Here is a 13,337-nt window from a genome sequence, read left to right as displayed (position 1 = left end):
GTGGCTGGTCGCGCCGTTCCCCGCGCCCCTGGGGTGGGTGGGGGTGCGGGGTCGTGGGCCGGTGCGTCAGCCCGTCGCAGGGCGGGCATACGGCCCTGGCCCGGTACACGGTGCGGGTTCTCCGAGACCGAAGCTAAGCGACGGGCATACGACGCACCGGCCCACGCCCCCTCCCGCCGGAGGGAAACTGCGGGAAGTTGGGGGTGCGGGCTTCCCCGGGGCGCCCGGGTAGGCGCAGGCTTTTAGGGGCGCGGGGCTGTGTCGATTTGCGGCTCCGCCGCGATGGGGGGCCCCCGCTCTGGGGCCCCCAGGCCCTTAAGGCACTGGGGGAGCAGCCGAGAGTGGGGGAGCGACCAGCCACCACGGACCCGCACCGACCCACGAACTCAACCGGCCCAACCGCCGGAGGTGTTCTACGCCATTTTGTCTGATTAGCGCGTATCGTCGCCGCATGCCCACGCCTTACGGATCCCGCGGCGGCATGGCGTTCGGTGCGGAGGAGCTGCGTGTGCTCCGCCGTGCGCTCGCCCTCGCCCTTCACCCCACCCCCGTTTCGGCCGAGGAGGTCCAGGACTGTCTCCGCCTGGCCGAGTCCGTCGACGAGGCGGCCCGTGAGGGCGCCCGGCTGCGCGCCTTTCTGCTGGCCGACCTTGCCCGCTATCGCGCGGCGCTGCCCGGCGCCGCAGCCAGGTACCTGACGCTCCTGGAGGAGGCGCTCAGTGCCGGGTACCGCCCGGAGCCCGCCGACCTCTCCGCCCTGCGCGCCCTGCGCGGCAACTCCGTGGCGGCCACCCTCCTGGTTCGCGGGAACCGCGCGGCACGGCGTCCCCACCTGACGGCCCTCCCTGGCGGTCTCGCCGCAAACGTCCGCACGCGCGCGCGTGCAGGAGCCGAGGACCCCGAGAAGAAGCCGGCGGAAAAGCCCGCCCCCCAGCCGAAGCCGAAGACCGAGCCGCAGCGCAGCCCCAAGCCCGCGCACCCGAACCGCCCCATCCCCACTCCGGGCGAGGTCTTCCCGCCCAGGCGCAAGCCGCCCACCCCACCGGCCAAGCCCTCACAGCAACTCACGGCCGTCTAGGTCACGGCCCCCGATCGGCCCGCCCGGACACCGTGGCTACTCTGAAAGGCATGGACTACGTCTCCGCGCTTCTGCCCCCCGTAGTGATGGCTGTGTTCTTCACCGGTCTGATCGTGACGATCGTGAAGACTCAGGGCGGCGCCAACAAGGCCAAGGAGGACGCGGTCGTCGACGCCGCCCTCGCGCGCGCCGAGAACACCCGCCAGGCCTCCGGCGAACGTGATCGCACCACCGGCGCCTGAACTCGTACGCCCCTTTTGTGGCCAAATGTCCATCAAAGTCACGTTCGCCATGCCGTGACTGAAATATCCCACTAGGGTGCTAAGCGTGCCTCGCCCCTTGGGAGAACTCGAAGACGCGGTCATGTCGCGGGTGTGGAAGTGGAACCGCCCGGTGACCGTTCGAGAAGTCTTGGAAGATCTTCAGCAGGAACGGTCCATCGCGTACACCACGGTGATGACCGTTTTGGACAATCTCCATCAGAAGGGCTGGGTGCGCCGCGAAGCGGAAGGCCGGGCCTATCGATATGAGGCGGTCTCCACCCGCGCCGCCTACGCGGCAGCCCTGATGAACGAAGCCTGGTCGCAGAGCGACAACCAGGCCGCCGCGCTCGTCGCCTTCTTCGGCATGATGTCCCCGGAACAGCGGGCGGCACTGCGGGACGCCCTCCGCATCGTGGAAGGCCCCGAAACCGCGACGGGCGAAACGACGACCGGCGAAAGCGTGGCCCGCGAAACCTCCTCGGGCGAAACGGCGACCGGCGAAACCGCCCCCGGCGAAACCTCCACCCGCCAGAACACCACGGGCGAGAACCCCGCCGCCACCAAGGGCGACACCGGGCGATAACGTCCGGTCATGCCAGCAGAGCAGCCCGAAGTCACCACCGGTAAAGCCCTCACCGTCCGCCGCGCCAGGACCAGCGATGTCCCTGCGGTGCGCCGCCTCCTTGACGCGTACGTCCGCGGCGGCATCCTGCTCGACAAAGCGACGGTGACGCTTTACGAGGACATCCAGGAGTTCTGGGTCGCGGAACGGGATGCCGTCTCAAGTGATGCCGGGTCGAGTGATGCCGGACCAAGGTCCGAGGTGGTCGGCTGCGGCGCGCTGCACGTGATGTGGGAAGACCTCGCGGAAGTCCGTACTCTCGCGGTGGATCCCGCGCTCAAGGGCGCCGGCGTCGGCCATCAGTTGCTGGGGAAGTTGCTGGAAACCGCCCGCTGGCTCGGTGTTCGCCGGGTATTCTGCCTGACCTTCGAAGCCGACTTCTTCGCGAAGCACGGCTTCGTGGAGATCGGTGAGACACTCGTCGACCCCGAGGTCTACGCCGAGCTACTGCGTTCCTATGACGAGGGCGTGGCAGAGTTCCTCGGTCTCGAACGAGTGAAACCGAACACCTTGGGCAACAGCCGGATGCTTCTGCATCTGTGATCGTCGGCGAAGGAATACGCCCGGCACCCCTTGCCCGGGGGCTCTATGTCCGAAACGCGCACGTTTTCGGTCTTCTCAGGTCAGGTCGGTCTCTCCCGGTCTCTCCCAGGGGTTTGTGTTTTTCCAGCAAAAGCGGTTTGCTTTCGGACGTACTGCAGTAGTGCATTAACAGGGGGCATGAAACAGCGGCATCCGCCGCGGACCCTCGGCCCTGAAGTTATCGATGAAAGGAAATCCGGTGGCACAGAAGGTTCAGGTCCTTCTTGTCGACGACCTCGACGGCGGCGAGGCGGACGAGACCGTGACGTTCGCGCTGGACGGCAAGACGTACGAGATCGATCTCACGACTGCCAATGCGGACAAGCTCCGTGGCCTTCTCGAGCCCTTCGTGAAGAGCGGCCGTCGTACCGGAGGCCGTGCCTCCGGGGGGCGTGGCAAGGCGCGCGTCACTTCCGGTGGGAGTCAGGACACCGCGCAGATCCGCGCCTGGGCGAAGGAGAACGGTTACGAGGTCAATGACCGTGGCCGTGTTCCGGCGTCCATTCGTGAGGCTTACGAGAAGGCCAACGCCTGAGAGCGACCTTGCCGCAGGCGGATCCGGTGGCACTGCGTTGCCATCGTGTCCACGAGTCGTACGAGATCGGGGGCGCCCCCACCGCCCCCGCCGAGCGCCGACAGTGTCGGCAACGCAGGCTCCACCTCGCAGTCCGGCTCTGGGGGCCGCAGCCAGACGGCGGCCCCCTGCGAGCCGTCCACCGTGCTGGTTCGCGTGCTCCGTGTATTTCGCGGCAGCGGCGCCTCGATGCGTCCGCCCGCGCCGATCGCCCTGATGTCCAGCGCGAGAGATCCCCACTCCAGCCAGTCGAGCAGCCCCGGCAGCTCGTCCGCGCTTCCCGCGGCCACCAGCAGCCGCATCCGGTCCGCCTGCACGGCCACCGGAGAACCCGGCCTCAGATGCCGCAGCGCCGCGTAACCCGCCTCCGCGGGTACCTCCAGGACGTCGAAGCGCAGGCCCGTCAGCAGCTCGACGGGAGGTCCGGGCACTGTCGCCCAGCCCAGTTCGTTCTCGTACCAATGGCGCACCTGATCGTCGGTGTCGTCGGCGTTCAGTGGCCTGCGGGGGAGAGGAATGGTGGGGACCATGCCAGGAGCAACCGCCAAAACGGGCTTCGAGTTACGCCGGGTGTTCGCATGTGCGCGCTGCGTGTCCAAAACGGGGGCGTGTGGAAGCGCTCGGCGGCGCAAGGATGTTCGCCCATAGCGGAGGGAATGGGTGCGCGCGGCATGGACTGTCAGTACGTACGGGTAAGACATCCCTAGTGGGAAGGGGCGACACGCAAGGCTCGGGCATCTCACGTTCGCCATCGGCGTACAGGTGGTGAGGGTATCTGCCTGGCCTGCGGGAACATCGTCTCGCACGCTTGAGTTGGAGCAGATGTCGGCGTTCGGCGATTGGGAGGCCAGGGACGGGTGTCGGCAGATGGAATGAGCGGTCCCCGCTTGCGGGACTAAGCTGCGGAAGGACAGGGAGGGGAGCGTCCCCTTACTGCCTGACCGCTCTGAGGAGCGATTAACGATGTTCGAGAGGTTCACCGACCGCGCGCGGCGGGTTGTCGTCCTGGCTCAGGAAGAAGCCCGGATGCTCAACCACAACTACATCGGCACCGAGCACATCCTCCTGGGCCTGATCCACGAGGGTGAGGGTGTCGCCGCTAAGGCCCTGGAGAGCCTCGGGATTTCGCTCGAGGCGGTCCGCCAGCAGGTGGAGGAGATCATCGGGCAGGGGCAGCAGGCCCCGTCCGGGCACATCCCCTTCACCCCCCGTGCCAAGAAGGTCCTGGAGCTGTCGCTCCGCGAGGCCCTTCAGCTGGGCCACAACTACATCGGCACGGAGCACATCCTGCTCGGCCTGATCCGTGAGGGCGAGGGCGTCGCCGCCCAGGTCCTGGTCAAGCTGGGCGCAGATCTCAACCGGGTGCGGCAGCAGGTCATCCAGCTGCTCTCCGGCTACCAGGGCAAGGAGACCGCCGCCGCTGGTGGGCCTGCCGAGGGCACCCCCTCGACGTCCCTGGTCCTCGACCAGTTCGGCCGGAACCTCACCCAGGCCGCTCGTGAGTCCAAGCTCGACCCGGTCATCGGGCGCGAGAAGGAGATCGAGCGGGTCATGCAGGTGCTGTCCCGTCGTACGAAGAACAACCCCGTGCTCATCGGCGAGCCCGGCGTCGGCAAGACCGCCGTCGTCGAGGGCCTGGCGCAGGCCATCGTCAAGGGTGAGGTGCCCGAGACCCTCAAGGACAAGCACCTCTACACCCTGGACCTGGGCGCGCTGGTCGCCGGCTCCCGCTACCGCGGTGACTTCGAGGAGCGCCTGAAGAAGGTGCTCAAGGAGATCCGCACCCGCGGCGACATCATCCTGTTCATCGACGAGCTGCACACGCTGGTCGGTGCGGGTGCCGCCGAGGGCGCCATCGACGCCGCTTCGATCCTGAAGCCGATGCTGGCCCGCGGTGAGCTCCAGACCATCGGTGCCACCACGCTCGACGAGTACCGCAAGCACCTGGAGAAGGACGCCGCGCTCGAGCGCCGCTTCCAGCCCATCCAGGTCGCGGAGCCGTCGCTGCCGCACACCATCGAGATCCTCAAGGGCCTGCGAGACCGGTACGAGGCGCACCACCGTGTGTCCATCACGGACGAGGCTCTCGTCCAGGCCGCGACGCTGGCCGACCGGTACATCTCGGACCGCTTCCTGCCGGACAAGGCGATCGACCTGATCGACGAGGCCGGCTCCCGGATGCGTATCCGCCGGATGACCGCGCCGCCGGACCTCCGCGAGTTCGACGAGAAGATCGCGGGCGTGCGCCGCGACAAGGAGTCCGCGATCGACTCGCAGGACTTCGAGAAGGCCGCCTCTCTCCGCGACAAGGAGAAGCAGCTCCTGGCCGCCAAGGCCAAGCGGGAGAAGGAGTGGAAGGCCGGCGACATGGACGTCGTCGCCGAGGTCGACGGCGAGCTGATCGCCGAGGTCCTCGCCACGGCCACCGGCATCCCGGTCTTCAAGCTGACCGAGGAGGAGTCCAGCCGACTGCTCCGCATGGAGGACGAGCTCCACAAGCGGGTCATCGGCCAGGTCGACGCCGTCAAGGCGCTGTCGAAGGCGATCCGTCGTACGCGTGCCGGTCTGAAGGACCCGAAGCGTCCCGGTGGTTCGTTCATCTTCGCCGGTCCGTCCGGTGTCGGTAAGACCGAGCTGTCCAAGGCGCTCGCCGAGTTCCTCTTCGGTGACGAGGACGCGCTGATCTCCCTCGACATGTCGGAGTTCAGCGAGAAGCACACGGTCTCGCGTCTCTTCGGTTCGCCCCCCGGTTACGTGGGCTACGAAGAGGGCGGTCAGCTCACGGAGAAGGTCCGCCGCAAGCCGTTCTCGGTCGTCCTGTTCGACGAGGTCGAGAAGGCCCACCCGGACATCTTCAACTCGCTGCTGCAGATCCTGGAGGACGGTCGTCTGACCGACTCCCAGGGCCGGGTCGTGGACTTCAAGAACACGGTCATCATCATGACGACCAACCTCGGCACGCGGGACATCTCCAAGGGCTTCAACCTGGGCTTCGCGGCCTCGGGTGACAAGAAGTCCAACTACGAGCGCATGAAGAACAAGGTCTCGGACGAGCTGAAGCAGCACTTCCGGCCCGAGTTCCTCAACCGCGTCGACGATGTCGTCGTCTTCCCGCAGCTGACCCAGGAGGACATCCTGCGGATCGTCGACCTGATGATCGGCAAGGTGGACGAGCGCCTCAAGGACCGGGACATGGGCATCGAGCTCTCCCAGTCCGCGAAGGAGCTGCTGGCCAAGAAGGGTTACGACCCCGTGCTCGGCGCGCGTCCGCTGCGTCGCACGATCCAGCGTGAGGTCGAGGACAGCCTGTCGGAGAAGATCCTCTTCGGCGAGCTGCGTCCCGGCCACATCGTGGTCGTCGACACGGAAGGCGAGGGCGAGACCAAGACCTTCACCTTCCGCGGCGAGGAGAAGGCGGCGCTGCCGGACGTCCCGCCGATCGAGCAGGCCGCTGGTGGGGCTGGTCCCAACCTGAGCAAGGAGGCCTGACCCTCCGGGGTTTGAGCCGAGAGTCGAAGGTCGTAGAAGGGGGCCGGTGCTTTGGCACCGGCCCCCTTCGCGTGCCCGACAGAGGGCTACGGGTGGCTTACGACAACTGCCCGTCGTAGTCCGGCAGCTTGAACGCCTTCTCCGCGTGGCCGCCGGAGAGGTCGGTGGGGGTGTTGCCGATGTTCGCGATGATCGTGTAGCCCTTGGCCTCGATCTCCGCGCGCTTTTCGGTCTTGAACTCGGCCTTGTCCCTGAAGAGATCGCCGAAGTTGCGTACGTACAGGCCCGACACCTTGTAGCCGGCGTGCTTGAGGTTGTGGTCGGTCACGGAGCCGATGATGTCCGGGCGCGCGGTCACGAAGAACAGGGCGACGCCATGGTCCTGGGCGTACTTGGCGACTTCGAGGACGGGCGCGTTGGCCGGGGACGGGTAGCTGAAGCCGAAGTCGCTCTCCAGCGTGGTGTTGTCGATGTCGAAGACGATCGCCTGCTTCTCGCCAGCGGCGGCGTCGGCGATGCGCTGCTTGAGGTACGGGAACGCGTCGTTCATGACCGCCTGGCAGTCCTTCTGCCAGGTGTCGTAGTCGACGTCCGCGGCAGCGGCGGTCGTGGCCGCGGCCGGTGCCGCGGCGGGGGCCGCTGCCGGGCTCGCGGCGGCGACCGGTGTCACCAGGGCGGCGGTGACGGCCGTGGCGGCGGCGGTCACGCCGACGAGGCGTCGCTTCCAGCTTCTTCCTGTCATGGGGGGTTCCTCTCGCGTCTGAGTCGCGTCGCGTCGAAGCATTGAGGGGCGGTGCGGGTCCTACGACGTACATGGGCCGCGCTGCATCGTCACGGGCGTGTGAGGCCACGGGGAGGCCAAGGCATTACCGGCTGGTAACTGTAAGGTGCCCAAGTGGAGTTGGGCTAGAGGTCGGTGCTCGGCTGTGCCGTGAGCAGGGCTACAGCGTGATGTGGCCTTGCCGGATGGTGCGTGTGCCGGGCAGGAGCGCGAGGATGTGTTCCGGGACTTCGGTCGCCTCCGGGGCAAGGAAGAATGAGACCGACTCCAACCCTGGAAAGAAAGCCGGTACCGCCGAGAGATCTTCGATTCCGGTGAATTTGTTGAAGTGAAGGTGCCTAATGCCTGGCAGGACCGGGCCCTCGGTCCACGGGACCGCAGTCCAGTTGAGGCGCAATTGCGTCAGCTCTGGGAGCAGGGCGACCTCTTCGTAGTCCTCGGGGGTGAGGGGTTCGATGAGTGTCGCCAGGCTCAGCGTCTTCACCGAGCGCATATGACGCAGACCGCGCAGTCCGGTGAAGTAGAGAGCACTCTTGGTGAATCGCAGATACGTCAGCGGTAGCTCGGGGAGAGCGGCATCGACGGAATCGCCGTGGAGGGGAACGCCGGTGTCGAACTCGCGCAGGGTGGCCGAAGCCGAAAGCGCGGTCAGCGCCCCCGGCTTCTCCAGGCCCGCCATACGGTCCAACGCCAGCCATTTCAGCGGCATCTCGGCCAAGGGGGCCAGATCTTCCACGCACGGACTATCGCTGATGTCCAGATAATCGAGCCTGCTCAGCCGCGAAACGAAGTTCAGGTCGCGCAGCTTCTGGTTGCGCCACAGGGCGAGCTGGCGGGTTTTGTCCGGCACGAGCCAGGAACTCAGTTCCGCCGGCTCGATGTCCCCCATGACCTGTATTTGAGGTCTGCCGCCGAGGGCGTGCAAGGCGCGAAGCTGGGCGGTCGACTCAACGGCGAAGAAGAGCTCGTCCGGCAGTAGGTGGGCGATGACATCGGCTGCGTACTGCTCGGTGTTGAACCGATGCCAGGTCGAGGAGAGTTGGGCGCGCACCGCAAGGGCCGGGTGCGTGCGGAAGCGGGCCAGGACCGGGACCGCCGCGTCCGTGCCGATGAGCGAGGCCGTGATCACCACCGCCCTGGCCTCCGTCTCGGACAGGCCCTCCGGGCCGGGGAGCAGCTCCAGGACGAGCGGGCCCACCGAGGCCAGCTCCCGGGCCTCCTCCGTCGTACGCGGGGGGAGCAGCGTGGCCGCCTGTTGCTCCACGTCGGCCCGGATCGTCGGGTCGAGCTCTGTGGCGTGTTCGAGGCAGGCGAGGGCGATGAGCCTGATGCGGGCACCGGCGCCGGGGGCGATGTGGTCGCCCGAGGCCGAGTCGAGCAAGTCGCGCAGGAACCCAGCCCGTTCGCGAGGCCGGGCATGGGCAACCGCCATGCGGATCACGTCCGACCACTGAGAGTCGGACGCGTTCCGGACCAGCAGCCCGAAGTCGCCGTCCTCCACCGCCGCCTTCGCGCCGAGGTAGTCCTGGAAGGTGCGGTGGACGAACTCGACGGTCCCCATGGCGGGTTCGCGCAGCAGTCCGCTGCGTACGAGGAGATGGCGGTAGATCGCGGAGGCGTCCCCCTGGCTCGCGACGGCCGGCAGGGACGGCAGGGCGTCGGCGATGATGCGTTCGGCGCGTTCGCGGTCCATCTCCAGCCGGTTGTTGCGGATCAGCCAGTAGGCAAGGCGCTGGAGGAGCTGGATCTGGGGCAGTTCGGTGAGTCGGATGCCGTCCTGCGGCGACTCGGGGAGCATGTCGCGTTCCTGGTCGCGGCGCGCGAGGAGCATGGAGAGGGCGGCGTCGTACAACTCCTGCCGCCCGTGCGGAAGATAGCCGCGTCGGTCGCGGTGCAGGGCGCAGATCAGGCCGCACATCAGGGGGTTGGTGGCGAGTTGGCCCAGGTCCGGTTTGGTGCGTACGGCCTCGAGGAGCGAGGTCTCGTACGCGGTGAGGCGTTCCGGGTCCGGGGCGTCGATGCGGGCCGCCGTGTGCCAGCGTTCGATGAACGCGGCCACGTCGGTGGGGCTCATCGGAGAGAGGGCCAGTTCGGTGAAGCCGTCCGCGGCGAGCCAGTCCTCGCGTACGGCTGAGGGGCGCGAGGTGACCAGCCACTGGTTGCCCGGGTAGGCGTCGATCAGGTCGCGCAGCCAGCGGCGGGTGCGTTCGCGGTCGGGCTCCGGGATCTCGTCGAGGCCGTCGACGAGCAGCAGCCCGCGGCCCGCCGTCAGCACCCGGTCCGGCCAGCCGTCCGGGGCCGCGCCCTGGATGGGGACGCGGGCGGCGGCCAGGAAGTCGGCGGGCGCGGGCAGTCCGTCGGCGCGGCGGACGAGCGTACGCAGCGGCAGTACGAAGGGGACGCGGTCCCCGCGCTCACCCCGCGCCGCCGTCACGGCGAGCCACTGCACCAGCGTCGTCTTGCCCGAGCCCGCCACGCCGCGCAGCAGGACCAGGTCGTGGTCGGCGAAGGCCTCTTCGGCGGGAAGCGGGCTGCCGGGCGAGGCGATGTAGCCGCCGCCTTCGGGCTCCTGGTCGTCGGTGGGGCGCAGGGCCTGGAGGGTGAGGTAGGCGGCGTCCAGGGGCCAGCGGTCGGGCGAGTTGGCCAAGTCGATGCCGTAGATGGTGAGTTGACTGTGCCTGGTCGCCACGTATGAGAGGTAGCGCCGTTCGAAGGTCTCGTCCGCACTGCCCGGGAGCGGGGTTCGGGCGATCAACTCGTCCATCTTCGCCAGGAGTTCGGCCTGGCGACGGGTCTGCTCGATGAGCGTGCGGGGTACGAAGGCCGACCGCTGTGTGAAGAAGTGCAGGATGTGCAGGCAGGCCGTGTCGAGGAGCCGCCTGTAGAAGAGCGTCGCGTCGAAGGAGAGGTCACGTTCGGGGTGGTCGGCGGCCGTGCGGAGGCAGATGGCGAGGGCTTCGTGGCCGAGTTTGACGGCCAGTACGTCGGTCATGGCGAGGTCGCCGAGGGCATGGAGGGTGCGGGCCAGGGCGTGGACCACGGCCTGCTCCTCGTCGGCGGGGAAGGGGCGTTCGCCGCTCTTCAGGGCCCGTCGGACCAGCTCGGCGGCGAGTTTGGTGACGTCCTTCTCGGTCAGGGACCGTTTCTCGCCGGTGAAGGAGACGTACGCCGATATGCGTACGGGCTTGTCGACCAGGTCCGCTCCCGGGCCCTCCGTCACGAACAGCTTTCTGACGAGCGGGCTGATCACGCTCGACGCCAACCGGACGCCTATGGACGCTGGTTCCATGTCTCTCCCCCGAGGGCATGGCGGGTGGGTGATCAGCGTAGCCGGTAAACCCATTGGCTCCGGAGGCACGGTCGCGGGAGGATCCGCGGTGTCCGACCTGCCTTCAGAGGGAGCCACGATGAGCGCCGACGAACCCGAAGTCCGTACGACAGCAGGGGTGTTGCGAGGAGAAGGTGAGTCGGGGCTTGCGGTGTTCCGCGGGATCCCCTTCGCTCAGCCGCCGGTCGGTGAGCTGCGGTTCGGGGCGCCACGGGCGGTTCGGGGCTGGGACGGCGTACGGAAGGCTGTGGCGTACGGGCCGCCGCCTCCGCAGTCGTCGGCGTTCGGGATGGACGCGCTGTCCCAGGATGCGGGTGACGACTGGCTGACGCTCAACGTGTGGACGCCCGACCCCGGTTCGGGCGCCGGGTTGCCGGTGTTGGTGTGGCTGTACGGGGGTGCGTACAGCATCGGGATGGCGAGTCTGCCCGAGTACGACGGCGCGCGGCTGGCCCGCGAGGGCGTGGTCGTGGTGACGCTCAACTACCGGGTGGGGATCGAGGGGTTCGGGCTCATCGAGGGGGCGCCGGCCAACCGGGGGCTGCTCGACCAGGTCGCCGCGCTGGAGTGGGTGCGCGAGAACATCCGGGCCTTCGGCGGTGATCCGGACCAGGTCACGGTGTTCGGCGAGTCGGCGGGGGCCGGATCGGTGGCCGCACTGCTGGCGATGCCGCGCGCGGCCGGGCTCTTTCGGCGGGCTGTCGCGCAGAGTGTGCCCGGTACGTTCTTCTCGGCCGAGCTCGCGGCCGATTTCGCCGGTGCTTTCGCCGACGAGCTGGGGCTACGGCCGACGGTGGCCGATTTGGGCTCGGTGGCGCCGAGTCGGCTGCCCGCGGCGGGGGATGCGGTGGGTGCTTCCATGCGCCGGTCCGTGGAGCGCTGGGGGCCGGTCGCGCTTACGTCGGTTCCGCTCGCGCCGGTCGTCGACGGAGATGTTCTGCCGGTCGATCCGTGGCAGGCGCTGGCCGACGGGGCCGGGCGGGAGATCGAGCTCGTCGTCGGGCACACGCGTGACGAGTACCGCCTCTTCATGGCGCTCGGCGGGATGATCGGCGAGGTGACGGAGGCTCAGGCGACTGTGGCGCTGGAGGCGTTCGCTCCCGGTGGGGAGGAGGCGTACCGCGCCGCCTTCCCGGAGGCCGGCCCCGAGGAGCTGTACGAACTCGTCAACTCCGACTGGCTGTTCCGTATGCCGTCGCTACGGCTGGCCGAGGCGCAGGTCGGGGCAGGCGGGAGCGCGCACTTCTACGAGCTGACGTGGGCCGCGCCGGGTATGGGCGGAGGGCTCGGCGCCTGCCATGGGCTCGATGTGCCGCTGGTGTTCGGCAACTTGGACGGAGGTCTGCCCGCGATGCTGCTCGGCGAGACGCCGCCTGCGGACGCGGAGGAGCTGTCCGCCCACTTCCGCTCCGCGTGGACGGGCTTCGCGTCTGGTGATGGCCCCGGCTGGCCTGCGTACGACCTGGAACGACGGCTCGTCCAGCTCTTCGATACGAGTCCGGCTGTGGCGGCGTATCCGGAGGAGGGGTCGCGGGGGGTTTGGCGGGGGCATGTGTTCGAGGCGTTGCCGCTGGGGGGTTAGTCCGGGGCTTGTCCGGGCTGGTCCGGGAGCAACTCGTGCCGGCGGCACCACTCTTCGATGCTGTGGCCGCCGCCTTCTACAGCTGCTCGCCAGTGTCCGTCGGCGGTGATCGCCTCCTGGAGTGAGAGGTGGATGGAGAAGACGCGGTCGAGTCCGGTGATCCGGAAGATGCGGTGGATACGGTCGCTGTCGATCACGAGCCTGAGTGAGCCCTCGCGGGTGCGCAGTCGCTTGAGGCTGCCGACGAGGGCGCCCAGGCCGGTCGAGTCCAGGAAATCCACGTTCCGCATGTCCGTGATGACGTGGACGACGTCCTTGTCGAGGAGGTCGATGATGCCTTCGCGCAGCGTCGGAGCCGTATAGACGTCGATCTCGCCGGCGACCTGAAGGACGGCGCAGTTGCTGCCGGCGGGGATGGAGTTCAGGTGTAAGTCGCGCACGTCGGTCTCCTGTGTCGGCGTTGGGTCGTCTTCAGTCGGCACTGTGCCGCCGTTGCGCTGTCACTCCATGGAATGACAGCGAGTTGTGTGGAACTACGGTAGGGCGGTCGATGAAGCTTGTCAACGGTGGACTTTCGCTGTCATCATGGAGAGTGACGTAGCGGATTGTGGGGGATGACGCGAGGAGCAAGGGTGCGGGTCGAAGAGGCCATCGGAAAGCAGATCGCGCGCTTCAGAGAGGCGCGACGGCTGTCGCTGACGGAACTGGGCGAGGCGATGGGCCAGTACCTCGACCGCCCCTGGAGTCGCCAGGCCGTCCACCAGGCCGAACGGGGCCGCCGAGCCTTCACGGCAGCCGAGCTGACCGCCATCGCCCTGGCCCTGGACACCTCGGTCCCCGCGCTGTTCCTCGCGGAAGCGGACCAGATCGAACTGCCGGGCCGGACCATCTCGCCCGAGGAGTACCGGGGGATCCTCCTGTACGCGGGCAAGGACGCGCCCTTGGACGGGGTTGACGAGCTGATCGTGGCCCTGCACGACATAGGGGAGGTCTTGTCGAGCTGTCTCTTATACACATCTCCGAGCCCACGAGACCTCT

11 protein-coding genes and 1 pseudogene are annotated in these 13,337 nt (G+C 68.2%); 8 read left to right on the top strand and 4 right to left on the bottom strand.

The genetic code is table 11. From position 1 onward, the window contains the following. Positions 1-451 precede the first annotated feature (451 nt). The 5 genes from OP79_RS46500 to OP79_RS46480 all read left to right on the top strand — a co-directional run bounded on the left by OP79_RS46500 (position 452) and on the right by OP79_RS46480 (position 3,080). Positions 452-1,078, top strand: a complete 627-nt coding sequence (locus tag OP79_RS46500) for a hypothetical protein (protein ID WP_106972660.1) — start codon at positions 452-454, stop codon at positions 1,076-1,078. 50 nt (positions 1,079-1,128) lie between these two features. Beyond that, positions 1,129-1,320: a hypothetical protein gene (locus tag OP79_RS46495; protein ID WP_033329260.1), complete on the top strand. Its 192-nt coding sequence runs from the start codon at positions 1,129-1,131 to the stop codon at positions 1,318-1,320. Positions 1,321-1,441: 121 nt separating this feature from the next. After that, positions 1,442-1,924, top strand: coding sequence for a BlaI/MecI/CopY family transcriptional regulator (locus OP79_RS46490; RefSeq protein WP_245685700.1), 483 nt, complete (start codon positions 1,442-1,444; stop codon positions 1,922-1,924). A gap of 9 nt (positions 1,925-1,933) precedes the next feature. Then, on the top strand, positions 1,934-2,506 hold the full coding sequence (locus OP79_RS46485; RefSeq protein ID WP_033329258.1) for an amino-acid N-acetyltransferase: 573 nt from the start codon (positions 1,934-1,936) through the stop codon (positions 2,504-2,506). A gap of 238 nt (positions 2,507-2,744) precedes the next feature. Continuing rightward, the gene (locus OP79_RS46480) at positions 2,745-3,080 is read left to right on the top strand and encodes a histone-like nucleoid-structuring protein Lsr2 (protein WP_033329257.1); all 336 of its coding nucleotides are present in this window, start codon (positions 2,745-2,747) and stop codon (positions 3,078-3,080) included. Here the strand turns inward: OP79_RS46480 and OP79_RS46475 are convergent. Further along, entirely contained in the window at positions 3,059-3,649 is a 591-nt protein-coding gene (locus OP79_RS46475) for an SCO3374 family protein (protein WP_033329256.1), read from the bottom strand. The two genes, OP79_RS46480 and OP79_RS46475, sit on opposite strands and share 22 nt — an antisense overlap. 433 nt (positions 3,650-4,082) lie before the next feature. Between OP79_RS46475 and OP79_RS46470 the strand changes: the two genes are divergently transcribed. After that, a complete protein-coding gene (locus tag OP79_RS46470) occupies positions 4,083-6,608 on the top strand; it encodes an ATP-dependent Clp protease ATP-binding subunit (RefSeq protein ID WP_033329255.1) in 2,526 nt (841 codons plus the stop codon). 97 nt (positions 6,609-6,705) lie between these two features. On the opposite strand, the gene OP79_RS46465 is transcribed toward OP79_RS46470, so the two are convergent. Both OP79_RS46465 and OP79_RS46460 read right to left on the bottom strand, forming a co-directional pair. Next, positions 6,706-7,350, bottom strand: a complete 645-nt coding sequence (locus OP79_RS46465) for an HAD family acid phosphatase (RefSeq protein WP_033329254.1) — start codon at positions 7,348-7,350, stop codon at positions 6,706-6,708. Between the two features lie 199 nt (positions 7,351-7,549). Next, positions 7,550-10,678: an NACHT domain-containing protein gene (locus tag OP79_RS46460; protein WP_033329253.1), complete on the bottom strand. Its 3,129-nt coding sequence runs from the start codon at positions 10,676-10,678 to the stop codon at positions 7,550-7,552. A gap of 118 nt (positions 10,679-10,796) precedes the next feature. Here OP79_RS46460 and OP79_RS46455 point away from each other — a divergent pair, with 118 nt between their 5' ends. Then, positions 10,797-12,299, top strand: a complete 1,503-nt coding sequence (locus OP79_RS46455; RefSeq protein WP_033329252.1) for a carboxylesterase/lipase family protein — start codon at positions 10,797-10,799, stop codon at positions 12,297-12,299. A gap of 101 nt (positions 12,300-12,400) precedes the next feature. Here OP79_RS46455 and OP79_RS46450 read toward each other — a convergent pair. Beyond that, positions 12,401-12,739: pseudogene (locus OP79_RS46450) on the bottom strand (STAS domain-containing protein); the annotation flags it as partial. A gap of 192 nt (positions 12,740-12,931) precedes the next feature. Here OP79_RS46450 and OP79_RS46445 point away from each other — a divergent pair. Continuing rightward, the coding region (locus tag OP79_RS46445) for a helix-turn-helix domain-containing protein (RefSeq protein ID WP_033329251.1) at positions 12,932-13,337 on the top strand (406 nt) is incomplete at its 3' end.

It is taken from the genome of Streptomyces yerevanensis, from assembly GCF_000716805.1.
Taxonomy (GTDB): domain Bacteria; phylum Actinomycetota; class Actinomycetes; order Streptomycetales; family Streptomycetaceae; genus Streptomyces; species Streptomyces flaveus.
This window is presented reverse-complemented; position numbering and strand designations above follow the sequence as displayed.

Coding starts and splice junctions, on each gene's coding strand:
- OP79_RS46500 (WP_106972660.1), top strand. CDS start 452: ATGCCCACGCCTTACGGATCCCGCGGCGGCATGGCGTTCGGTGCGGAG.
- OP79_RS46495 (WP_033329260.1), top strand. CDS start 1,129: ATGGACTACGTCTCCGCGCTTCTGCCCCCCGTAGTGATGGCTGTGTTC.
- OP79_RS46490 (WP_245685700.1), top strand. CDS start 1,442: ATGTCGCGGGTGTGGAAGTGGAACCGCCCGGTGACCGTTCGAGAAGTC.
- OP79_RS46485 (WP_033329258.1), top strand. CDS start 1,934: ATGCCAGCAGAGCAGCCCGAAGTCACCACCGGTAAAGCCCTCACCGTC.
- OP79_RS46475 (WP_033329256.1), bottom strand. CDS start 3,649: ATGGTCCCCACCATTCCTCTCCCCCGCAGGCCACTGAACGCCGACGAC.
- OP79_RS46470 (WP_033329255.1), top strand. CDS start 4,083: ATGTTCGAGAGGTTCACCGACCGCGCGCGGCGGGTTGTCGTCCTGGCT.
- OP79_RS46465 (WP_033329254.1), bottom strand. CDS start 7,350: ATGACAGGAAGAAGCTGGAAGCGACGCCTCGTCGGCGTGACCGCCGCC.
- OP79_RS46460 (WP_033329253.1), bottom strand. CDS start 10,678: ATGGAACCAGCGTCCATAGGCGTCCGGTTGGCGTCGAGCGTGATCAGC.
- OP79_RS46455 (WP_033329252.1), top strand. CDS start 10,797: ATGAGCGCCGACGAACCCGAAGTCCGTACGACAGCAGGGGTGTTGCGA.